At 69.7% G+C, this 21451-nt stretch carries 20 protein-coding genes, 1 pseudogene and 1 riboswitch; of the genes and pseudogenes, 9 read left to right on the top strand and 12 right to left on the bottom strand.

Translation table 11 applies throughout. From position 1 onward, the window contains the following. Positions 1-257 precede the first annotated feature (257 nt). Complete coding sequence (locus FNH04_RS09940; RefSeq protein WP_152782458.1) at positions 258-1607, bottom strand: NYN domain-containing protein; 1350 nt, start codon at positions 1605-1607, stop codon at positions 258-260. A gap of 59 nt (positions 1608-1666) precedes the next feature. Continuing rightward, positions 1667-1909 (bottom strand): hypothetical protein, encoded by a 243-nt coding sequence (locus FNH04_RS09935; RefSeq protein WP_152782455.1) that lies wholly within the window; start codon positions 1907-1909, stop codon positions 1667-1669. 152 nt (positions 1910-2061) lie between these two features. Here FNH04_RS09935 and FNH04_RS09930 point away from each other — a divergent pair, with 152 nt between their 5' ends. The 7 genes from FNH04_RS09930 to FNH04_RS09900 all read left to right on the top strand — a co-directional run bounded on the left by FNH04_RS09930 (position 2062) and on the right by FNH04_RS09900 (position 8505). After that, positions 2062-2814, top strand: coding sequence for a rhomboid family intramembrane serine protease (locus tag FNH04_RS09930; protein ID WP_152782453.1), 753 nt, complete (start codon positions 2062-2064; stop codon positions 2812-2814). A 64-nt stretch (positions 2815-2878) separates the two neighbouring features. Beyond that, positions 2879-3160 (top strand): Lrp/AsnC family transcriptional regulator, encoded by a 282-nt coding sequence (locus tag FNH04_RS09925; protein ID WP_322722838.1) that lies wholly within the window; start codon positions 2879-2881, stop codon positions 3158-3160. A 186-nt stretch (positions 3161-3346) separates the two neighbouring features. Next, positions 3347-3637, top strand: a complete 291-nt coding sequence (locus tag FNH04_RS09920) for a small secreted hydrophilic protein (protein WP_152782451.1) — start codon at positions 3347-3349, stop codon at positions 3635-3637. Then, positions 3582-5060, top strand: coding sequence for a sensor histidine kinase (locus FNH04_RS09915; RefSeq protein WP_194236615.1), 1479 nt, complete (start codon positions 3582-3584; stop codon positions 5058-5060). Before FNH04_RS09920 ends, FNH04_RS09915 begins: the two co-directional genes overlap by 56 nt. Positions 5061-5085: 25 nt before the next feature. Beyond that, positions 5086-5748 carry a response regulator transcription factor gene (locus FNH04_RS09910; protein WP_322722837.1) on the top strand — a complete coding sequence of 221 codons (663 nt, stop codon included), beginning with the start codon at positions 5086-5088 and terminating at the stop codon, positions 5746-5748. Positions 5749-5825: 77 nt separating this feature from the next. After that, complete coding sequence (locus FNH04_RS09905; protein WP_322722836.1) at positions 5826-7241, top strand: SLC13 family permease; 1416 nt, start codon at positions 5826-5828, stop codon at positions 7239-7241. Between the two features lie 10 nt (positions 7242-7251). Beyond that, positions 7252-8505 (top strand): glycerate kinase family protein, encoded by a 1254-nt coding sequence (locus tag FNH04_RS09900; RefSeq protein ID WP_152782449.1) that lies wholly within the window; start codon positions 7252-7254, stop codon positions 8503-8505. Here the strand turns inward: FNH04_RS09900 and FNH04_RS09895 are convergent. The 6 genes from FNH04_RS09895 to ctaE all read right to left on the bottom strand — a co-directional run bounded on the left by FNH04_RS09895 (position 8430) and on the right by ctaE (position 15792). Next, a complete protein-coding gene (locus FNH04_RS09895; RefSeq protein ID WP_152782447.1) occupies positions 8430-9827 on the bottom strand; it encodes an aminotransferase class V-fold PLP-dependent enzyme in 1398 nt (465 codons plus the stop codon). The genes FNH04_RS09900 and FNH04_RS09895 overlap by 76 nt on opposite strands. Before the next feature lie 169 nt (positions 9828-9996). After that, positions 9997-10113, bottom strand: a riboswitch (SAM riboswitch). 258 nt (positions 10114-10371) lie between these two features. After that, positions 10372-11436: an anthranilate phosphoribosyltransferase gene (gene trpD, locus FNH04_RS09890; RefSeq protein WP_152782445.1), complete on the bottom strand. Its 1065-nt coding sequence runs from the start codon at positions 11434-11436 to the stop codon at positions 10372-10374. 143 nt (positions 11437-11579) lie between these two features. Further along, positions 11580-13217, bottom strand: a complete 1638-nt coding sequence (qcrB, locus tag FNH04_RS09885) for a cytochrome bc1 complex cytochrome b subunit (RefSeq protein ID WP_152782443.1) — start codon at positions 13215-13217, stop codon at positions 11580-11582. After that, positions 13214-14272: a cytochrome bc1 complex Rieske iron-sulfur subunit gene (gene qcrA / locus FNH04_RS09880; RefSeq protein ID WP_152782441.1), complete on the bottom strand. Its 1059-nt coding sequence runs from the start codon at positions 14270-14272 to the stop codon at positions 13214-13216. The genes qcrB and qcrA overlap by 4 nt, the downstream gene beginning before the upstream one ends. Beyond that, positions 14269-15078: a cytochrome bc1 complex diheme cytochrome c subunit gene (gene qcrC / locus FNH04_RS09875; protein ID WP_322722835.1), complete on the bottom strand. Its 810-nt coding sequence runs from the start codon at positions 15076-15078 to the stop codon at positions 14269-14271. Before qcrC ends, qcrA begins: the two co-directional genes overlap by 4 nt. Before the next feature lie 93 nt (positions 15079-15171). After that, positions 15172-15792 carry an aa3-type cytochrome oxidase subunit III gene (ctaE, locus tag FNH04_RS09870; RefSeq protein WP_152782439.1) on the bottom strand — a complete coding sequence of 207 codons (621 nt, stop codon included), beginning with the start codon at positions 15790-15792 and terminating at the stop codon, positions 15172-15174. A gap of 145 nt (positions 15793-15937) precedes the next feature. Between ctaE and FNH04_RS09865 the strand changes: the two genes are divergently transcribed. After that, positions 15938-16336, top strand: coding sequence for a response regulator (locus tag FNH04_RS09865; protein WP_152782437.1), 399 nt, complete (start codon positions 15938-15940; stop codon positions 16334-16336). Between the two features lie 92 nt (positions 16337-16428). On the opposite strand, the gene FNH04_RS09860 is transcribed toward FNH04_RS09865, so the two are convergent. The 4 genes from FNH04_RS09860 to ctaC form a co-directional block, all read right to left on the bottom strand. Beyond that, complete coding sequence (locus FNH04_RS09860) at positions 16429-17679, bottom strand: L,D-transpeptidase (protein ID WP_152782435.1); 1251 nt, start codon at positions 17677-17679, stop codon at positions 16429-16431. Between the two features lie 129 nt (positions 17680-17808). Then, positions 17809-18207 (bottom strand): cytochrome c oxidase subunit 4, encoded by a 399-nt coding sequence (locus FNH04_RS09855; protein WP_322722834.1) that lies wholly within the window; start codon positions 18205-18207, stop codon positions 17809-17811. Further along, positions 18204-19937, bottom strand: coding sequence for an aa3-type cytochrome oxidase subunit I (gene ctaD / locus FNH04_RS09850; protein WP_322722833.1), 1734 nt, complete (start codon positions 19935-19937; stop codon positions 18204-18206). Before ctaD ends, FNH04_RS09855 begins: the two co-directional genes overlap by 4 nt. Next, complete coding sequence (ctaC, locus tag FNH04_RS09845) at positions 19934-20899, bottom strand: aa3-type cytochrome oxidase subunit II (RefSeq protein ID WP_322722832.1); 966 nt, start codon at positions 20897-20899, stop codon at positions 19934-19936. Before ctaC ends, ctaD begins: the two co-directional genes overlap by 4 nt. 328 nt (positions 20900-21227) lie before the next feature. Here ctaC and FNH04_RS09840 point away from each other — a divergent pair. Then, a pseudogene (locus FNH04_RS09840) lies at positions 21228-21451 on the top strand (cysteine desulfurase); the annotation flags it as partial.

Genomic DNA, 21451 nt, shown 5'->3' with positions numbered 1-21451 from the left:
AAATCCTCACGTGAAAAATCTATGTCATGGAGAGCATTCTTTGCCCTCAACTCACATGCGGTGACGAAGCCCTGACGCTACGTTGCGTGAAGGTTTCGCCAATTCGGGCATTTCGCTTCGTACGTTGCGCTTGGGGCTTAGGTGATCCATGGGGTGTACGGACCGGAAAGGCCGAGCGTTCAGAAGCGGTCGGGAGGAGGGGTGAGATCCAGCCATCGGGCGGCCTCGCGAGAGGCCCGTTTTGCGGGGAATGTGCCTCAGCCGCGCGAGAAGCGCTTCAGCAGCACCGCCGAAGCCACGGGCCGCGCCCCGGCCTTGGCCACGCCGTCGGCCACCTCGCGGTCGGTGGAGGCGACGATGACCGGACGCCCGGGCGGTTCGGCGCGCACCAGCTGGCGGATCAACTCGTCGGCGGTGACGCCCGGTTTGGAGAACAGCACCCGCACCCCGCGCGGCGGCGCGAGCAGCACCGGCGCGGCCAGCTCGGCACCGTCGAAGACGCACGTCACTTCCGCGTTCGTCTGCGCGGCCAGCTGCGAGAGCTGCCCGAGCAGCCTCAGGCGCTGCTTCTCCAGGGGCATCTGCGGATAGCCGGTCTTGGTGACGTTGTAGCCGTCGACCACGAGATGCGCCTGCGGCAGCGCGAGCAACTGGTCCAGGATCGCGGGGTCGCTCTCGGACAGCGCGCGGGCGGCGATGTCCTTCGGGGTCATCCGTCCCGGTTCCACCGCGTCCACGGTCTCTGCGGGCCGTACGGACACCGGCGGCAGCGCCAGCTCCCGCCGCAGCCCCTGGGCCGCGTCAAGGACGGTGTCCAGGAGCAGCCGTACGCGCATGTCCTCCACGCTGCGTCCCTCGCGCGCCGCCCTGCGGGTGGCCTCCAGGGTGGCCTCCACCTCGCCGAGCCGCGCCTTGAGCCGCCGGGTCTCGCTCTCGGCGGCCGACACCTGGGCCTGGCCCTCGGCGCGCACGGACTCGACCTCGCTCTGCACCTTGCGCATCGCGGCCTCGCCGCGCTTGACGTCGCTGAGCGCGGCGCGCAGTTTGCGGTGCAGGGACTCGGCCTCCTTCCTGGCCGTCTCCAGCTCCGCGCGCAGCCGCTCGGTCTCGGTCTTCGTCTGGCCGCGGGCCTCCGCGAGCTCCGCGCGCAGCCGCTCCAGCTCCGCGCGGCTCTCCTCGTCGTGGCGCTCGGCGTCCGCCCGCTGGGCCTCCTCGCCGGCTGCGGTGACCAGCTTCACCCAGCCCGTGGGGCGCAGCACATAGGCCGCGGCCGCCACGTCCAGCGGGTCCGCGGCCGGTGGCGGTGAGCCCGCGTCGAGGGCGCCGGCGAGCTCGGGCTGGGCCTCTCTGAGGCGCTCCCCGATGCGCTGCCGGAACAGGGTGTCGCCCTCCAGCGCCGCCGCCATGGCGTTGCCCGCGAACTTGGCCCGGCGGTTCGGGGCGAACCGGGCGTACTGCCTCAGCTGCGTGGGCAGTTCCGCGAGGGTCAACCCGCCGAAACCGTCGGCGACGATCTGCACGACACGTCGGCGCACGCCTTCGGGCAGGGGACGGTCGAGCGCCTCAGCGGTGCCGTCGCCCGGCCCCCCGCCTGCGGTCTCCACCATCGTCACCCCAATACCTGTGCGGGATCCCCGGAGGGATCACCTGTGCGTGCCCGCTCCCCTCAGGAGTCGGCGCCCGGCCTGTCCACGAGTTCCACCTGGTCCACGGCGTTGCACCAGCGGCAGCGGACCGACTCGATGGTCTCACTGAGCACCTCGCGCTCCTCGACCTTCGGCTCCCCGGCCAGATCGAGGTGCACGTACTCGACGACCTTCGACGAGCGGGTCACGTCGAAACGCGTGAGGTTGCCGCAGAGCGTGCAGCGCCAGCGGGTGGTGTCCGTCGGCGGGGGAACCGTCGTCATCTTGGCCGCTCTTCCTTCCAGTCTCCGTGATGCGCCAGTTTCCCTGGTGCGTGTGGCTCGTAACCCTACGGCCTGGCGGGTACTCGACGCCTGCCCGGCCACAACGGCGAGGCGGTCCGTACCGTTCACTCCCGTTACGTCATGCTCTGTGCATGACCGGCAAGTGGAGCGCGCTGGCAGACCGAGCGGTGCGGGGGCAGTCGGCGCCGGTGACATACGGGCTGATCGGCTTCTGCTGTGTGATGTTCCTGATCGGCCCGGCCTCCGGGATGAACGCCGCCTACGGCACCGGGGCCGAGCTGGTCACCGCCCAGCGGGCGTACTTCGGGCGCTGGGGCGTCGTACCGGTCGAACTGCTCAGCGCCGACGCGCGTGCCGCGCTCACCCCCGTGACCGCGCTGTTCATCCACGGGAGCTGGCTGCACCTCCTCGGCAACATGCTGTTCCTCTATGTCTTCGGGGCGATGGCCGAGGAGCGGATGGGCCATATCGAGTTCGCCCTCTTCTACGTGGGCTGCGGATACCTCGCCCTGCTGGGATACGCGGCCGCGAACGCCGCGTCGTCGCAGACGCTGGTCGGGGCGTCCGGGGCGATCTCCGCGGTCCTCGGCGCCTTTCTCTACTTGTTCCCCAAAGCGCGGGTCACGAGCCTCTTCCCGTTCCTGTTCTTTCTCCCTCTGCGCCTTCCCGCGTGGGTGACCCTGCCGTTCTGGGTCACGCTCCAGTGGCTCGCGGCGGGCCGGGACACCCCGGGTCCCGGGGTCGCCTATCTGGCACACGTCGTGGGGTTCGCGCTGGGGTTCGCCTACGCGTGGGTGCGGTATGCCCCTCCGGGTTCCGTGTCCTCCCGGGGGACGGCCCCCAGGCCCCCGGCCGAAAGGACCCGCCCCGGCGATGCTGAGTAAGGTGAGAGCCCAGCACCGGCCTCCAGAACAGCCCCAGCGTCGGCCCCGAGGGAGAAAACCAGCCGTGATCACCGCGATCGTGCTCATCAAGACCAGCGTGGACCGGATCCCCGAGATCGCCGAGTCGATCGCCGCGCTGGACTCCGTCAGCGAGGTGTTCTCCGTCACGGGGACCTACGACCTGATCGCGATGGTCCGGGTCAGGGCCCACGACGACCTGGCCGATGTCATCCCCGGCAAGATCAGCAAGATTCCCGGGGTCGAGGCGACGGACACGCACGTGGCGTTCCGCGCGTACTCGCAGCACGACCTCGAGGCCGCGTTCGCGATCGGGCTCGACAGCTAGGCGCATTGACCCGCAGGGTTGTTCACGCGGGTCACGGGTGGCCGGCCGCCGAGTGCGGTGCGGGGGTTCGGGCGGCGCTTGCGAGGGCCGTACCTTGCGGCCCCCTTGGAGGAAGAGTTCCTGGATGAAGAGTTCCTCATCTTCGGTTCATCCTCGCTTCCGCCCGCCCCGCGCAGGATCGTGCCCATGGTCTTCTCACGCCGTATCGCGGCCCTCGCCGCCGTCGTGGTGATCCCCCTCGGGATCGCCGCGACCAGTTTCGCCCTCACCGACAGCCCGGAGCCGCCGAAGGTCCCGCCCAAGGTGGAGCTCGACAGCGGTTCCCCCACTCCGACGCCGACCCGGCCCCAGAAGACGCCGACACCGACCGACGAGGTCGTGTCACGGCCTCCGGTGACCGACAGCCCCGCGAGCGATGACGATGACGACGACCGAGGCGGGGACGCGGGGGACGACGGACCCGGCGACGACGGCTGATCGCGTGCCCCCGCGGGTCTCCGCCCGGGTCCACATCCTGCTCTGGCTGCTGCTGGTGATGGCCGTCGCGCTGGCCTCGGTGGCGACGACCACCCGCTCGATCCTGCTGCGGGACGCCGACCAGCGGATCAACGGACTGCTCTCCCAGGAGGCCGGCGAGTTCACCAACCTCCAGTCACGGGGCGTCGACCCCGAGACCGGCCGTCCGTTCACCGACCCGGCGCGGCTGCTGCGGGTCTTCCTGGAACGGCAGAACGCCGATCCCGACGAGGAGCTGATCGGCCTGGTGGGCCGGGCGGGCCGGGGTCCGACGCAGATCATCCAGCAGCGCGAGATCCCGGTCGGCCTGCCCCTGCACAAGGACTCCGACGCCCGGCGGCGCATCTTCGACTCGCCCCACCCCACCGGCACCCTGCACCGGGCGGCGGGAGAGATCCGCTGGGCCAAGGTCGCCGTCGCCCGTTACGGCAGCGAACCGGACGCGGCGTTCGTGGTCGCCTTCCATCCGGGGCGTGAACAGCAGCGCGCCAACGAGGTGTTCCGCGTCCTGCTCGCCATATCCGGGGTCGCCCTGCTGATGACGACGGGCATCGCCTGGGTGGTGGCCGGCCGGATCCTGAAGCCCGTACGGCTCGTGCGTGCCGCCGCCGCGCAGCTCACCGAGCAGGACCTCACCCGCCGTATCCCGGTACGCGGCCGGGACGACGTGGCCGCGCTCGCCGAGACGTTCAACGCGATGCTCAACCGGCTGGAGCGCGCGTTCGCCGCCCAGCGCGAGTTCGTCGACGACGCGGGCCATGAACTGCGCACCCCGATCACCATCGTGCGCGGCCATCTGGAGCTGATGGGCGACGACCCCGCCGAGCGCGAGGAGACCGTCCGGCTGGTCACCGATGAACTGGACCGGATGAGCCGTATCGTCGAGGACCTGCTGCTGCTCGCCAAGGCCGAACGCCCGGACTTCGTCACCCCGGAGCCGGTCCAGCTCGCCGAACTCACCGCCGATGTCTACGTCAAGGCCCGCACGCTCGGCGACCGCGACTGGCAGCTCGCCGAAGTCGCCGACGCGGAAGTCGTGCTGGACCCGCAGCGGATCACCCAGGCGATGGTCCAGCTCGCGCAGAACGCCGTACAGCACACCACGGCGGGGCAGACCATCCGCATCGGTTCCCGCGCCGAGGGCCCGGGCGTCGAGCTGTACGTCGTCGACTCGGGGCCCGGTGTCCAGCCTCAGGACGCCGACGTGATCTTCGAGCGGTTCCGGCGCGGGACCGCCCGGCGCGGCGCCCGCGGTTCGGGGGCGGGGCTCGGGCTGTCGATCGTCCGGGCGATCGCGGAGGCCCACGGCGGCCGGGTCCGCCTGCACGACACCGAGGGCGGCGGCGCCACCTTCGTACTGAGCCTGGAGGAAGCACGCACGTGAACGCGACCGGCAAAGAGGCAGGCCCGTGAACCGCATTCTCATCGTCGAGGACGAGGAACGCATCGCCTCCTTCGTCGAGAAGGGCCTGCGCGCCAACGGATTCACGACCACCGTGGTCGGCGACGGCGACAGCGCCTACGAGTATGTCCTGACCGGCGGCTTCGATCTGGTCGTCCTCGACATCGGCCTGCCCGGCCGCGACGGCTTCACGGTCCTGCGCGAACTGCGCGAGGCCCGGTCGACCGTCCCCGTGATCGTGCTGACCGCACGCGACTCCGTACGGGACACGGTGGCCGGCCTGGAGGGCGGCGCCGACGACTGGATGACCAAACCGTTCCGCTTCGAGGAGCTGCTGGCACGGGTGCGGTTGCGATTGCGTACGGCGGCGCGGGCGCCGGAGGTGACGGTGCTGCGCTCCGGTTCGCTGAGCCTGGACCTGCGGACGCGGAGGGCGCGGGCGGGAGAGCGGACGGTCGATCTGACGGCCCGCGAGTTCGTGCTCCTGGAGCTGTTCCTGCGCCATCCCGGGCAGGTGTTGTCCCGCGAGCAGATCCTGTCGCACGTGTGGGGCTACGACTTCGATCCGGGCTCCAACATCGTGGACGTGTACGTGCGCGCCCTGCGGAAGAAGCTGGGCCCGGAGCGGCTGGAGACGGTACGCGGGATGGGGTACCGGTTGCCCGCGTGAAGTTCCCTCGCGCCGCGTGAAGTTCCCTTCATGTACGGCTCATCGAGCGCTCACCGCCCGGCTGAACCCTCGATGACGTGACTCTGAGCCTCCGTCATACCGCGGCCCTCTGCGTGGCGCTGTCCCTCTGCGCACCGCTCGTCGTCCCCGGCACCTTCCCGGGACTCGGCGTCGGCGCCCGTCTCACGCTCGCGGTCTTCGTACTGGCGACCTGTGCCTGGATCGCCACCTCCATCGACGACACCTACATAGCGCTGGGCGCCGGACTCGCGCTCACGGTCACCGGAGTGATCAGCAGCGACACGCTCTTCGGGACCCTGGGCGACTCCACGGTGTGGCTGCTGATCTGCGCGTTCGTGCTCGCGGCGGCCGTGACCCGGACGGGGCTCGCCGGTCGGGCGGCGGCGTTCCTGGTCAGCGGGGCGCGCACCGTACGGCAGCTCACGCATCTGACGACGGCCGCGCTGGTCGTCACGGCGTTCGCGGTGCCCGCCACCTCGGGCCGGGCCGCCCTCGCGCTGCCGGTGTTCCTCGCCCTCGCCAGGGCGCTCGCCGACCGGCGGCGGCTGGTCGTGATGCTGGCACTGCTGTTCCCGACCGTGATCCTGTTGTCGGCGGTGGCGACCCTGATCGGGGCCGGTGCGCACCTGATCACCGTGTCGGTGCTGTGGGAGGCCACCGGGGACCGGATCGGCTTCACGGAGTGGCTGCTGCTGGGGCTGCCGCTGGCCGTGGTCTCCTCCCATCTGGCCGCCGAGGCGGTCCTGTTGACGACCACCCGGCGCGCGGACCGCGAGGGTCCCGTGCACATCACCGCCGAGCAGATCCAGGAGCACAGCGACCGCCCGGTCACCGGCCCCTGGTCGCAGGCCGAGACACGCTGCGCGCTGCTGCTCGGCACGGTCGTGGTGCTGTGGTGCGCCGAACCGCTCCACCGGGTGCCGCCCGCGGTCGTGGCGCTGATCGGCGCGGTCGTGGCGTCCTCACCGGCCCTCGGCACCGTACGCCTGAAGGACGCGCTGAGGACAGTCCCCTGGTCTCTGCTGCTGTTCATGGCCGCGACGATGGCGATGGGGGTCGCGCTCGCCGACTCGGGAGCGGCGAAGTGGCTGGTCTCCGGACTGCCCTCGGCCGTCTCCCCGGCCGTGTTCCTGGCCGTCGTGATCGCGCTCAGCACGGCGGCGCACCTCGTCCTCCAGTCCCGTTCGGCACGTTCGTCGGTGCTGGTCCCCCTGGTCGTGGCGGCCGCGGTGGGCGCCGGGGTCAACCCGGTCGCGGCCGCCCTCGCGTCCACCGCGGCGGCGGGCTTCTGCCACACGCTCCCGGCCTCCGCGAAGCCGGTCACGCTCTTCGCCGAGATCCCCGGCACGCCCACGTACACCCCGCGCGATCTGCTGCGCCTGTCGGCCGTCCTGGCGCCGCTGACCGCCGCCCTCGTCCTGCTCTTCGCCGTCGCGGTATGGCCGCTGCTCGGCGTCCCCGTCACCCGTTAGGAGTCCGTCCATGCTCAGCCGTGTCGCCGTAGCCCCCAGCGGTTTCAAGGAGTCCCTGTCCGCACCGGCCGCCGCCGACGCCATCGCGGCGGGTGTCCGCCGTGTCGTGCCCGACGCCGAGGTCGATCTCATCCCCCTGGTGGACGGCGGCGAGGGCACGGCCGCCGCGCTGGCCGCCTCGACGGGGGGCCGGCTGGTCGCCCTGCCCGCCACGGGCCCGGTCGGGGAGCCCGTCGGCACCCATTTCGCACTGCTCGGCTCCCGTGACACGGCGGTCGTCGAGATGGCGGCGGTCGCGGGCCTCTCCCTGGTCCCGCACAGCCTCCGCGACCCCGGCGCCACGACGACGTACGGCGTCGGCGAACTCCTCCGCGCCGCGCTCGACCTGGACGTACGACGCGTCCTGGTGGGCTGCGGCGACTCGGGTACGTCGGACGGGGGCGCCGGGGCGCTCCAGGCGCTCGGAGCCCGGCTCCTGGACGAGGACGGCTTCGAACTCCCGCCCGGAGGGCAGGAGTTGACCCGCCTCCACCGCATCGACCCGTCGGGCCTCGACCCCCGTCTCAAGGACGTCGAACTGCTCGTCGCCTGCAACCCGTACAACGTGCTGTGCGGCGAACGCGGGGTCGCCCGTGTCTTCGGCCCGCAGAAGGGCGCGACCCCGGCCCGGGTGGAGCAGCTGTCGGCGGCGCTCGAGAACTGGGCGTACGTCCTGACCCGCGACCTCGGTGCCCCCGGCACCGACCTGTACGGCGGCCCGGGGACCGGCGCCTCGGGCGGCCTGGGTGCGGGCCTCGCCGCCCTGGGCGCCCGGCTGCTCCCCCGCTTCGAGGTGCTGCTGGACCACCTCGACCTGGACGCCCGGCTGGCCCGCGCCGACCTGGTCGTCACCGCCGAGGGCGCCCTGGATCACCAGACGCCGCGCGGCAAGGTCCCGGCCGAGGTGGCCCGCCGCGCCAAGCTGCACGGACGTCCGGTGCTGGCCCTGGCCGGCACGCTCGGCGAGGGCGCGCACCAGGTGCCGGGCGTGGACGCCTGCCACGGCATCCTGCCGGCTCCGATGGCGCTGGCCGAGGCGCTGACGCGGGCCACGGAACTCCTCACGGACGCGACCGAGCGCGCCCTGAGAATGATCGTGCTCGGCACCCGGCTGTCGGCGGGCGCCTGGGCCGACGGGCCGCTACCGGCTCACGCGGAGGTGTCGGGCGAGGCGGTGCCGGGGAAGGCGGTGTCGGGCACGCAACGCCCGTCCTCCGTACGGTAGTTCCACCGGGCACCGCTGCCGACGAGTTCCTTCACCGCACCCACGAACCGCTCCACGTGCTCGTCGGGCGTACCGGCACCGAAGCTCACCCGGATCGCGTTGAGGGACTTCTCCCCGGGCGCGGCCTCGGGCGCACCGCACTCGCCCTGGGTCTGCGGCTCACTGCCGAGGAGCGTCCGCACGAGCGGGTGGGCACAGAAGAGCCCGTCCCGCACACCGATGCCGTACTCGGCGGAGAGGGCGGCGGCGAAGTGCGAGCTGTTCCACCCCTCGACGACGAAGGAGATGACGCCGACGCGCGGGGCGTCGTCCCCGAAGAGGGAGAGGACGCGGACTTCGGGCACCTCGGCGAGCCCTTCGCGGACCCTCAGAACCAGATACCGCTCGCGGGCCACGAGCGTGTCGAACCCCGCCTCGGTGAGGGCCTTGCAGGCGGAGGCGATGGAGTAGGCGCCGATGACGTTGGGCGACCCGGCCTCGTGCCGCGCGGCGGTGTCGTGCCACTCGACGTCGACGCCTCCGTCCGTACGCCGGGTGACCTTCCTGCTCGCACCACCGCCCGCGAGATACGGCTCGGCCTCGCGCAGCCAGTCGGAACGCCCCGCGAGCACTCCCGAGCCGAAGGGCGCGTACAGCTTGTGCCCCGAGAAGGCCACCCAGTCGACGTCCAACTCCCGTACGGAGACAGGGTGGTGGGGTGCGAGCTGGGCCGCGTCGAGGACGATGCGCGCACCGTGGGCGTGCGCGGCGGCGGCCAGCTCCCGTACGGGCCACAGCTCGCCGGTGACGTTGGAGGCACCGGTGACGCAGACGAGCGCGGGGCCGTGGGGGTCGCGGTCGGCGAGGGCGCGCTCCAGCGTGGCGACGGCCTCGGCGTGGGAACGCGGGGCGTCGAGGTGCGTGACGTGGGCGTCCCGCCAGGGCAGCAGGGCGGCGTGGTGCTCGGTCTCGAAAACGAAGACCCGGCAGTCGGAGGGAAGCGCTGCGGCGAGGAGGTTGAGCGAGTCGGTGGTGGACCGGGTGAACACCACCTGGTCGTCGTCCCGGCAGTCGAGGAACTCCCCGACGGTCCTGCGGGCGTTCTCGAACAGATCGGTGGACAGCTGCGACAGGTACCCGGCACCGCGGTGCACGCTCCCGTAGTACGGCGCGTAGGCGGCCACGTCGTCCCAGACGCGCTGCAGCGCCGGGGCGCTGGCGGCGTAGTCGAGCGCGGCGTACGTGACTTCGCCGCCCGTCACGAGCGGGACGGTGACATCTCGCCCCAGAACAGGCAGCGGGGAGCAAATGGACTGGGTGGTGGCAAGGGTGGAGACAGACATGGGTGAACTCCCGTGAGGGCAGACGGAATTCCACGCCGAGGCGATGGCGGCACGGAAAAGGGGGATACGCGGAGGCGGGGCTCTGCGGCCCTATCGCATTCGCTTGCTCACGGAAGGCTCCCTCGACGACCAGGACCCCTGGCCCCACACTTGTCGAAAGTGTGCGAGGGGTCCGCGCTTGCCGTAGGCGTTGTCGCCTACGACCTGGTCTTCACCCGGGGCACCCCGCCACGGACGGAGGGTTGCCGGACAGCCGGCCGGGGCCTTGTGGCTGTCGCTCATGACCTGTCTTGCATCTTGCCACACGATCTTGCGGGCGCAACTCCCGTGTCCGGATGCCGGACGGTGGGGGTACGCCGGGAGGTTTTCGCCCCCGCCGCCCCTACCCGTCCCATCACTGGGGGCTGCGCCCCCCAGACCCCCGCTTCGGCCCTGAACGGGCCTCGTCCTCAAACGCCGGACGGGCTGGAGATGCAGCCCCTCCGGCGTTTGAGGAGCGGGGTCCGGGGCGGAGCCCAGGCGGGGGCGAGAAAAACCCTGCGCGCTACGCGTTACTCGCCGTCACCCACCGCTCCAGCACGCCCCTCGCCGCCCCCGAGTCGATCGACTCCGCCGCCTTCGCCATCCCGGCCCGGATCCGCTCCGCCAGCGAACCCGCGCCCGGCTCCAACGCCACCAACGCCGCCGCCGAGTTCAGCAGCACCGCGTCCCGTACCGGCCCCGTCTCCCCGTTCAGCAACCGCCGGGCGACATCCGCGTTGTACGACGCGTCCGCCCCCCGCAGCGCCTCCACAGGGACCAGGTCGAGGCCGACGTCACGCGGGTCGAAGGACTCCTCCGTGACCTTTCCGTCCCGTACCACCCACACCCGCGAGGTCGCCGTCGTCGTCAGCTCGTCCAGCCCGTCGTCCCCCCGGAACACCAGCGACGAGTTGCCGCGCTCGGCGAAGACACCGGCCACGATCGGCGCCATCCGAAGATCCGCCACACCCACCGCCTGTGCCTTCACCTTCGCCGGATTCGTCAGCGGCCCCAGGAAGTTGAAGGTCGTCCGGATCCCCAACTGGCCCCGCGCCGCAGCCACATGCCGCAGCGCCGGATGGAACTTCACCGCGAAGCAGAAGGTGATGCCCGCCTCCTCGGCCACCTCCGCCACCCGACCCGGAGTCAGCTCCAGGTTCACACCGAGCTTCTCCAGCACGTCCGACGCCCCGGACGCCGAGGACGCCGCCCGGTTGCCGTGCTTGACGACCTTGGCTCCCGTACCCGCGATCACGATCGCCGACATCGTGGAGATGTTGACCGTCTTGGCGCCGTCACCCCCCGTACCGACGATGTCGACCGTCTCCCCGGGCACCTCGATCACGTTGGCGTGCTCGTACATCGCCCGTACGAACCCGCCGATCTCCTCGACGGTCTCCCCCTTGGCCCGGAGCGCCACCACCAGCCCGGCGATCTGCGCGTCGGTCGCCTCACCGCGCATGATCAGGTCCATCGCCCACGCGGTGTCATCCGACGTCAGATCGCGCCCGTCCAGCAGTCCGTTCAGCAGCACGGGCCAGGAGCGGCCCGCCGCGGTGTCGCCTCCAGCGGGGATCACAGCGCTCATAAGCCGCTCCAGGTTCATGTCCCGACCGGGGACTCTCCAACGCGAGATTCAGGGGTCCACCCTATCCACCCCGGACCATGACGAAGGGCCCCGTCCGTACAACGGACGGGGCCCTTCGGCCGTGCGCGTGGCGAGCGCAGCGATCAGTGGTGGCCGTGGCCGCTCGTGATCTCCTTGTACTCCTCGACGGTCGGCTTCGGGATCTGGCTCTGGTCGTTGAAGTACGCCTTGCTGAGCTTGGCGCGCAGCTTCTCGGAGCCCTTGATCTTGCGCCTGACGCCGTTCTCGTCGACCTCCGGGCCGATCTCGAGCGGCTTGTACTGCTCGTGCGCGGTGAGCGTGTGCAGCTGCTCCTGGCTGAGCGGCTCGTGGACCTCGATGAACTCACCGTGCGGCAGGCGCTTGATGATGCCCGTCTCGCGGCCGTGCAGCACCTTGTCCTTGTCCCGGCGCTGGAGGCCGAGGCAGACGCGCTTGGTGATGATGAACGCGAGGACCGGCCCGGCGAAGACCGCGATCCGCACGAACCAGGTGACCGCGTTGATCGACAGATGGAAGTGCGTGGCGATGATGTCGTTGCCACCACCGATCAGCAGCACCATGTACAGGGTGAGCCACGCGACGCCGAAGCCCGTGCGGGTCGGCGCGTTGCGCGGGCGGTCCAGGATGTGGTGCTCACGCCTGTCGCCGGTGACCCAGGCCTCGATGAACGGGTAGACCGCGATCGCGACCAGCACCAGCGGGAAGACCACCAGCGGGATGAACACACCCAGGACGAGCGTGTGGCCCCAGAAGTTGATCTCCCAGCCCGGCATGATGCGGATCAGGCCCTCGGAGAAGCCCATATACCAGTCGGGCTGGGCGCCGGTGGACACCTGGTCCGGACGGTAGGGGCCGAACGCCCAGATCGGGTTGATCTGCGCGACCGCCGCGACGACCGCGACGACACCGAAGACCAGGAAGAAGAAGCCTCCGGCCTTGGCCATGTAGACCGGCAGCAGCGGCATGCCGACGACGTTGTTGTTCGTCTTTCCGGGGCCCGCGTACTGCGTGTGCTTGTGGTAGAAGACCAGGATCAGGTGCGCCACCACGAGGCCGAGCATGATGCCCGGCAGCAGCAGGATGTGGACCGAGTAGAAGCGGGCCACGAAGTCGCCGCCCGGGAACTCCCCGCCGAAGAGGAAGAACGACAGGTACGTGCCGACGACCGGCACGGACAGAACCGCGCCCTCCATGAAGCGGACACCGGTGCCGGAGAGCAGGTCGTCCGGGAGCGAGTAACCGGTGAAGCCGGTGAACATGCCCAGGACGAGCAGCAGGAAGCCGAACAGCCAGTTGACCTCACGCGGCTTGCGGAACGCGCCGGTGAAGAACACGCGCATCATGTGGACGATCATGCCGGCGATGAAGATCAGCGCCGCCCAGTGGTGGATCTGCCGGATCAGCAGACCACCGCGCACGTCGAACGAGATGTGCATGGTCGAGTTGAACGCCTCGGACATCAGCTGTCCCTGGAGCGGGACGTAACTGCCGTGGTACTCGACCTCGTTCATCGACGGGTGGAAGAACAGCGTCAGATAGACACCCGTGAGGATGATGATGATGAACGTGTAGAGGCAGACCTCACCCAACATGAACGACCAGTGGTCGGGGAAGATCTTGCGCATGTTGGCCTTGGCCAGGGAGTAGATCCCCAGGCGGCCGTCGGCCCAGTCGGCGATCCGCTCGCCGGCCGGTGCCTTCCCGCGGGAGCGGGACTCGTTGTTCTCGTTGGTGCTCATCCGCGCTCCCAGAAGGCAGGACCGACGGGCTCCTCGAAGTCGCCGAGCGCTTCGAGGTAACCCTCGTCGTTCACGCCGATGCGCAGCTGCGGCAGGGCGTGACCGGCCGGGCCGAAGATCACCCGGGCGCCGTCGGCGAGGTCGAAGGTGGACTGGTGGCAGGGGCAGAGGGCGTGGTGCGTCTGCTGCTCGTACAGGGAGATCGGGCAGCCCACGTGGGTGCAGATCTTCGAGTAGGCCACGATGCCCTCGTGGGACCACTCCAGCTCGCGCTTGTCCTTGATGTCGTCCGGCTGGATCCGGATGATCATCAGGGCGTCCTTGGCGATCTGGGTCTGGAAGTCGTGGTCGTGCTCCTCCAGGCCCTCGGGCTTGGCGAAGGTCAGCGAGCCGACCGTGACGTCGGAGGCACGCAGCGGCTCGTTCGTGTTCATGTTGACGAGCAGCTTGCCCTTGCGCCAGCCGGTGTGCCGCAGGACGGTCCCGGGCAGCGGGCCGAGGTCCCGCAGCAGGACGACGCCGGAGAGCGGGAACAGGGCCAGCGCGCCGAACATCGTGGTGCGGATCAGCTTGCGGCGGCCGAGCGCGGACTCCTTGGCGCCCTGCGCGAAGTCGGCCATGACCTTGGTCTTGACCTCGGGCGGGGCCTCGATCGGGTGGCGCTCGTCGACGAGTTCCTCGTCCGACATCAGCGTGCGGGCCCAGTGGACCGCGCCGGCGCCGATGCAGAACAGGGCGAGGCCCAGGGTGCAGCCCAGCGCGAAGTTCAGCGCGCTGATGTGCCCGATCGGCCAGATGTAGGCCGACTGGTCGATGTCGATCGTCACGTACGAGGCGATGAAGCCGACGGTGGCCAGCATCGACACCGTGAACAGCAGGGCGACCGTGCGCTCGGAACGCTTGGCGGCCCGCTCGTCGATGTCCTGGACGCGGTGCTCGTGGGGCGGCAGCCCCGGGTCGGCGAACGGGTGCTTCTCGTCCGCGACGCTCACGGCACCGTGCGCGGTGCCGTGCTGGGCGGGCAGGTTCTCTTCGGGATTCTCTTGGCTACTCATGACTTCTTGGCCTTTGCGGTCCGAGCGGCGACCCAGACGGCGACGGCGATCAGTGCACCGAGACCGAAGACCCAGCCGAACAGGCCCTCGCTCACCGGGCCGAGACCGCCGAGGTTGAGGCCACCGGGCTCCACGGTGTCGTCGCTGTTGACCGCGTGCAGGTACGCGATGATGTCCTTCTTGTTCTTCTCCGTCATCACCGTGTCGGGGAAGGACGGCATGTTCTGCGGGCCGGTCTGCATGGCCTCGTAGATGTGCTTCGGGCTGACGTCCTCGAGGGTCGGCGCGTACTTGCCCTCGGACAGCGCACCGCCCTTGCCGCTGGCCGCGTGGCACTGCCCGCAGTTGGTGCGGAAGAGCTCGCCACCCTTGCCGAGGTCGGCGCCGGTCGGGTCGTACTGCTCCTCGGTCGGCACGGAGGGACCGGCGCCCAGCGACGCGACGAACGCCGCGAGCTGGTCGATCTGCGCCTGGGTGTAGATGACCTTCTTGCGGGGGACCTGCGCGCCCGGCTGCTGGGCCGGCATACGTCCGGTGCCGACCTGGAAGTCGACGGCCGCGGCGCCCACGCCCACCAGGGGCGGACCGTCGCTGGTGCCCTGAGCGCTGGGACCGTGGCAGCTGGCGCAGCCGACGGCGTAGAGCTTCTTGCCCTCATCGATGGCGAGGGACTGCGCGGTCTCGTCGGCCGCCGCCTTTTCCGCGGGCGCGAAGGCGGCGTACAACCCCCCGGAGGCCACCAGCGCGATGAGTAGGACGACGAGCGCCGCCAGCGGATGGCGTCGTCGTGCGGAGAGCTTTTTCACGGATTACCCCGGTGTCAGGATCTTCTGCGTCGATGCTTCTGGCTGTGGATCGGTTGGCCGCGGCCGATGGGTCCGCCGCGGACGGCAGCCCGATTACTTGATCATGTAGATCGTGGCGAAGAGGCCGATCCAGACGACATCGACGAAGTGCCAGTAGTAGGACACGACGATGGCCGCGGTCGCCTGCTCGTGGGTGAACCTCCGGGCCGCGTAGGTGCGGCCGAGGACCAGCAGGAAGGCGATGAGACCGCCCGTCACGTGCAGGCCGTGGAAGCCGGTGGTCAGGTAGAAGACCGAGCCGTACGGGTCGGAGGAGAGCGAAAGGCCCTCGTGCTTGACCAGCTCGGTGTACTCGAAGACCTGACCGCCGATGAAGATCGCACCCATGATGAAGGTCACGATGAACCAGCCCCGGAGCTTCTTCACGTCCCCGCGCTCGGCGGCGAACACGCCGAGCTGGCAGGTCAGCGAGGAGAGCACCAGGATCGTGGTGTTCGTCGCCGAGAACGGGAAGTTCAGGGTGTCGGCCTTCTCGGTCCAGAAGTCCGGACCGGTCACCGATCGCAGGGTGAAGTACATCGCGAAGAGGGCCGCGAAGAACATCAGCTCGGAACTCAGCCAGATGATGGTTCCGACGCTGGTGAGGTTCGGCCGGTTGACCGACGGGTGCGCGTGCCCGGTATCTACTGTCGTTGCTGTCGCCACGACCGACATTATGTCGGTCGCTTATCCCGCCCTCACTCCGGGGGGTGCTGTTCGGAGTGTCCGGGGCGGACGACCCAGTGTTGACGTGGTGTTCAAGGGAGTAGCATCCGCGCATCGGTCCTAGTCCGTACGACGCTGACGTCTCGGAGGAACAATGCAGCCGACCGCCACGGTGCTGGTCTACAGCGACGATTCCAACACCCGCGAGCAGGTGCGGCTGGCCTCCGGCCGGCGGCCGGCCCCGGACGTTCCCCTGGTCGAGTTCCTGGAGTGCGCCACTCCGGAGGCCGTGATCAGGGAGCTGGACAAGGGTGGGATCGATGTCTGTGTGCTGGACGGGGAGGCCGTGCCCATGGGGGGCATGGGGGTGTGCCGCCAGATCAAGGACGAGATCTTCAACTGTCCGCCGGTGCTGTTGCTGATCGGGCGGCCCCAGGACGCGTGGCTGGCCACGTGGAGCCGGGCGGACGCGGCGGTCACGTCGCCGGTGGATCCTGTGGAGTTCGCCGATGCGCTTGCCGGTCTTCTGCGGCGTCATGCCTTGAGCGCCTGAGAGCTCGGTCGGTCCGGCTGTGCGGCGGCCGCGGGTTCGTCGTTGGCTTGTCGCGCGGTTCCCGCGCCCCTGGGAGCGACCGGGCGCGGGGCTCAGGCCGACTGCGGGCGTAGGCGGGCCTGCTGCTCGTCGGGGCGGGTGTTGGACGGGCTTCCGGCCAGCAGGGCGCTGCCCTCGCGCCACTTGTCCCAGGCGAGGTTCCAGTCGCCGAAGCCGTTGCCGAAGGGGGGCATGGCCTCGCCGCCCGAGTTGACGACCTCGACGAGGTCTCCCTCGCGCACGGTGTCGTAGAACCACTGGGCGTTCTCGGTGCTCATCCCCGTGCAGCCGTGGCTGACGTTGGCGTACCCCTGGGAGCCCGTGGACCAGGGCGCGGCGTGGACGTACTCGCCGCTGTTGGTGACCCTGACGGAGTGGTGGACGAGCAGGTCGTAGAAGTCGGAGGCACCGATGCTGGCGCTGGTCATGCGAACGGTGCCCTCCTTGGCCAGTACGACCTTGACGCCGTTGCGGGTGTCATAGCCGGGCCTGCCCGTGGTCACCGGGATCTCCTTGATGACCTGGTCGTTCTTGTAGACCGTCATCCGGTGCGTGGCGGCGTCCGTGACGGCGACGACCCGGTCGGCCGTGGTGAGCGTCAGGGGTTTGGCCAGGCCGCCCCAGAGACGGTCGCCGACCTTGATGCCCTCCAGGTTGCTGCGCACCTGGATCGTGGCCCGGGCGGGCCAGTACTCCTTGGGGCGGTAGTGGAGTTCCTTGTCGTCCACCCAGTGCCAGGCGCCCTCGACGGCGGGAGTCGACTGGACCTTGAGGGCGCGTTCCACGACGGCCCGGGAGGCGCTGTCCTTGACGGGGGCGCTGAGTTCGGCGGTGACGGGCTGACCGACGCCGTATGTCCCCGCCTTGGGCCCGAAGGTGACGTTCAGCTTCTTCTGGGTGGCGGGTTTTCCGGTGTGGAGGGTGAGCATCCTGCGGCCGGGGGCTCCGTCACCGTCCTCCGTGCTCACATGGACCGTGTAGCGGGCGTTCGCGGCGAGCGGTGAGGTGCTGTGCCAGCGGGTGCCGTCGGCGGAGAGTTCGCCCGCGACGTACCGTCCTGTCGCGTCCACGGCCGTGACGTCGGTGATCCGGCCGTCGTCCTTGGCCGTGATCTCCAGGGGCTGGTCCGGATCGGCTCTGCGGCCCTCGCCGATGGGGGTGTTCAACGAGACCTGGTCCGTCGCGTCGTACGGCGTGGCGGAGAGCGGGTGGCCGCCGGAGCCGCAGGCGGCGACGGCTATGCCGAGGGTGAGCACCGGCAGGGTGCGGCCGGCGATCGTGTGTATTCGCGGAGATTGGCTCATGGGCTCACGCTAAGAACGGGCCCCGGCGGTGGCACGGCGAGTAGTCCGTTCGGGGGATCCCGGTGCGGCAAAAGGGGGGAGCCCGGACCTCCAGATGGAGTGTCCGGGCTCCCTTGCGCTCAGCGCGTGTTACTGGTTCTGGTTCTCACCGCGGTAGTACTCGAAAACCCAGCCCCACAGACCGACCAGGATGATCGGGGCCGAGAAGTACAGCAGCCACCAGCCGAAGACGACGCCCATGAAGGCGAGCGCGCCACCGACGGCCAGGGACAGCGGCTGCCAGCTGTGCGGGCTGAAGAAGCCCACCTCGCCGGAGTCGTCCGCGACGTCGGCCTCCTTGTTGTCCTGGGCACCCACGTCGACCCGCCGGGCCGTGAAGGCCAGGTAGTAGCCGATCATGATGCACAGGCCGAAGGCGAGGAAGAGTGCCGTGGTACCGGCCGGCTCCTTCGACCAGACGCCATAGACGATCGCCATGGCGAGGACGAAGACGCTCAGCCAGATGAACATCCTGCCCTGGATCTTCACTTGCCGGCCTCCTTGCTGCTGCCCGCGAGCTCGCCGGCGGAGTGGCCGCCGTGCCCGAGCTGCTCGAGCGCGGCGATCTCAGGGTGGTGCAGGTCGAACGCCGGGGATTCGCTGCGGATCCGCGGCAGGGTGAGGAAGTTGTGCCGCGGCGGCGGGCAGGAGGTCGCCCACTCCAGCGAGCGGCCGTAGCCCCACGGGTCGTCGACGCCGACCGGCTTGCCGTACTTGGCCGTCTTCCACACGTTGTACAGGAACGGCAGGATCGACAGGCCGAGCACGAACGAGGCGATCGTGGAGACCGTGTTCAGCGCGGTGAAACCGTCGGCCGCGAGATAGTCGGCGTAACGACGCGGCATGCCCTCGGCACCCAGCCAGTGCTGCACCAGGAACGTGCCGTGGAAGCCGACGAACAGCGTCCAGAACGTGATCTTGCCGAGGCGCTCGTCGAGCATCTTGCCCGTCATCTTCGGCCACCAGAAGTGGAAGCCGGAGAACATCGCGAACACCACCGTGCCGAACACGACGTAGTGGAAGTGCGCCACCACGAAGTACGAGTCGGAGACGTGGAAGTCCATCGGCGGCGACGCGAGGATGACACCCGTCAGACCACCGAAGGTGAAGGTGATCAGGAAGCCGGTCGCCCACAGCATCGGAGTCTCGAAGGACAGACTGCCCTTCCACATGGTGCCGATCCAGTTGAAGAACTTCACACCGGTCGGCACCGCGATCAGGAAGGTCATGAAGGAGAAGAACGGCAGCAGCACGCCGCCCGTGACGTACATGTGGTGCGCCCACACCGTCACCGACAGACCCGCGATCGCGATGGTCGCGGCGATCAGGCCCATGTAGCCGAACATCGGCTTGCGGGAGAAGACCGGGATGACCTCACTGATGATGCCGAAGAACGGCAGCGCGATGATGTACACCTCGGGATGCCCGAAGAACCAGAACAGGTGCTGCCACAGCAGCGCACCGCCGTTGGCCGCGTCGAAGACATGGGCGCCGAACTTGCGGTCCGCCTCCAGCGCGAACAGCGCCGCCGCCAGCACGGGGAAGGCGAGCAGGACCAGCACACCGGTCAGCAGCACGTTCCACGTGAAGATCGGCATGCGGAACATGGTCATGCCCGGCGCGCGCATGCAGATGATCGTGGTGATGAAGTTGACCGAGCCCAGGATCGTGCCGAAACCGGAGAAGGCCAGACCCATGATCCACATGTCCGCGCCGACACCCGGCGAGCGGACCGCGTCCGACAGCGGGGAGTAGGCGAACCAGCCGAAGTCGGCCGCGCCCTGCGGGGTGAGGAAACCGGCCACCGCGATCAGCGAGCCGAACAGGTACAGCCAGTAGGCGAACATGTTCAGCCGCGGGAAGGCCACATCGGGCGCGCCGATCTGCAGCGGCATGATCCAGTTCGCGAAACCGGCGAACAGCGGCGTCGCGAACATCAGCAGCATGATCGTGCCGTGCATCGTGAACGCCTGGTTGAACTGCTCGTTCGACATCAGCTGCGTGCCCGGACGGGCCAGCTCGGCGCGCATGAAGAGCGCCATCACGCCACCGATGCAGAAGAACGCGAACGACGTGACCAGATACAGCGTGCCGATCGTCTTGTGGTCGGTGGTCGTCAGCCACTTCACCACGGCGTTGCCGGGCTCCCGGCGCCGCACGGGCAGCTCGTTCTCGTACGAGTCGGCCGCGGCACCCTGGGGTTCGTTGAGGATGCTCACAGCTGCTTCGCCTCCCGATCCTTCTCGTTATCGGTCTGCTCGATGCCGGCCGGGACGTATCCGGTCTGCCCCTTCTCCGCGAGCTCCTTGAGGTGCTGCTCGTAGCGCTCGGGGGACACGACCTTCACGTTGAAGAGCATCCGGGAGTGGTCCACGCCGCAGAGCTCGGCGCACTTGCCCAGGAAGGTGCCCTCCCGGTTGGGGGTCACCTGGAAGACGTTGGTGTGGCCCGGGATGACGTCCTGCTTCATCAGGAACGGCACCACCCAGAAGGAGTGGATGACGTCACGCGAGGTCAGGACGAAGCGGACCGTCTTGCCCTTGGGGAGCCAGAGGGTCGGGCCGGGGTTGCCGGTCTGCGGGTTCTCCTCACCGGGGGTACCGCAGGTGTAGACGCCGCCCGCGTTGTCCGGGAACTGGTTCTTCCACTTGTTCGGGACCGCGTCCAGGTTCTCGTCGGTCTTCGCGTCACCGGTGGAACCGTCGACGTTCTCGATGTAGTTGAAGCACCAGCTCCACTGGAAGCCGACCACGTTGACCGTGACGTCGGGCTTCTTCGACGTGTCGAGGAGCTCCGTCTCGTCGCGCGCGGTGAAGTAGAAGAGCACCGAGACGATGATCAGCGGGACGACCGTGTACAGCGCCTCGATGGGCATGTTGTACCGGGTCTGCGGGGGAACCTCGACCTTGGTGCGGCTGCGCCGGTGGAACATGGCGCTCCACAGGATCAGGCCCCACACCAGCACGCCAACGGCGAGCGCAGCCGCCCAGGAACCCTGCCACAGGGAGAGGATCCGCGGAGCCTCTTCCGTGGTCGGGGTGGGCATACCAAGGCGGGGGAAGTCTTCCCAGTTGTACGAGCAACCGGTGGCTGTCGCCAGGACCAGGCCCGCAGTCAGTGCCTGCAGCAGCTTCCGCCGCATCGGGCGCCGCGGCGAGCGGTCGGAGCCGTTGGGACTCACGTAGCGCCTTCCCGAGAGTCTCGCCCGCGCAGGTCAGGCTGCGGCCTTCTCGCTGGTCGGTCGCCGCCCCGCGACGGGCAGGGGTTTGGATGTTTATGCGGACCAAACCCTACTGGACGCCGTCCGGCGGCTTGCGGGGAGGGGGGCGCAACGCGCCGCAGGTCGGACCGGAGGGGTGGGTTGCCCTACTGCGGGCGGCTTTCTGGCGGGTGTTGGGGGGCGCCTGGGAGCTCGGGGGTTCGCCTTGTATTGCGACTGCGGGTTTGTCGTGGCTGATCGCGCAGTTCCCCGCGCCCCTTTTCACCGGCCGGAGGAATAGCGTTGCCGTGTGGCTTACTTCGACGCTGCTTCTGCTGCTCCTCTTCATCCTGTCGCCCGGCAGGCACTCCAGGCCTCGCTCGACGAGGGGTGGGCCGATCCCGCGCGCCTCTACCGGGAAGGGCGGCGGGCCCGGTTGCTGCTTGACGCGGCTCGTGAGGCGGCCGCCGAGGCGGTGGGGTGCCGCCCCGACGAACTGGTGTTCACCGGTTCCGGTACACAGGCCGTGCACTC

The organism is Streptomyces phyllanthi (genome assembly GCF_009377205.1).
In the GTDB taxonomy this organism is placed as follows: Bacteria; Actinomycetota; Actinomycetes; order Streptomycetales; family Streptomycetaceae; genus Streptomyces; species Streptomyces phyllanthi.
The sequence above is the reverse complement of the archived record's forward strand: the minus strand, read 5'-3'. Positions and strand labels throughout refer to the sequence as shown.

Excerpts from the sequence above, each read along its gene's own strand:
- FNH04_RS09915 (WP_194236615.1), top strand. The coding sequence starts at position 3,582 with ATGACGACGACCGAGGCGGGGACGCGGGGGACGACGGACCCGGCGACG.
- qcrA (WP_152782441.1), bottom strand. The coding sequence starts at position 14,272 with ATGAGTAGCCAAGAGAATCCCGAAGAGAACCTGCCCGCCCAGCACGGC.
- FNH04_RS09940 (WP_152782458.1), bottom strand. The coding sequence starts at position 1,607 with ATGGTGGAGACCGCAGGCGGGGGGCCGGGCGACGGCACCGCTGAGGCG.
- FNH04_RS09860 (WP_152782435.1), bottom strand. The coding sequence starts at position 17,679 with ATGAGCCAATCTCCGCGAATACACACGATCGCCGGCCGCACCCTGCCG.
- FNH04_RS09920 (WP_152782451.1), top strand. The coding sequence starts at position 3,347 with ATGGTCTTCTCACGCCGTATCGCGGCCCTCGCCGCCGTCGTGGTGATC.
- FNH04_RS09900 (WP_152782449.1), top strand. The coding sequence starts at position 7,252 with ATGCTCAGCCGTGTCGCCGTAGCCCCCAGCGGTTTCAAGGAGTCCCTG.
- qcrB (WP_152782443.1), bottom strand. The coding sequence starts at position 13,217 with ATGAGCACCAACGAGAACAACGAGTCCCGCTCCCGCGGGAAGGCACCG.
- FNH04_RS09865 (WP_152782437.1), top strand. The coding sequence starts at position 15,938 with ATGCAGCCGACCGCCACGGTGCTGGTCTACAGCGACGATTCCAACACC.
- trpD (WP_152782445.1), bottom strand. The coding sequence starts at position 11,436 with ATGAGCGCTGTGATCCCCGCTGGAGGCGACACCGCGGCGGGCCGCTCC.
- FNH04_RS09935 (WP_152782455.1), bottom strand. The coding sequence starts at position 1,909 with ATGACGACGGTTCCCCCGCCGACGGACACCACCCGCTGGCGCTGCACG.
- FNH04_RS09930 (WP_152782453.1), top strand. The coding sequence starts at position 2,062 with ATGACCGGCAAGTGGAGCGCGCTGGCAGACCGAGCGGTGCGGGGGCAG.
- ctaE (WP_152782439.1), bottom strand. The coding sequence starts at position 15,792 with ATGTCGGTCGTGGCGACAGCAACGACAGTAGATACCGGGCACGCGCAC.
- FNH04_RS09895 (WP_152782447.1), bottom strand. The coding sequence starts at position 9,827 with ATGTCTGTCTCCACCCTTGCCACCACCCAGTCCATTTGCTCCCCGCTG.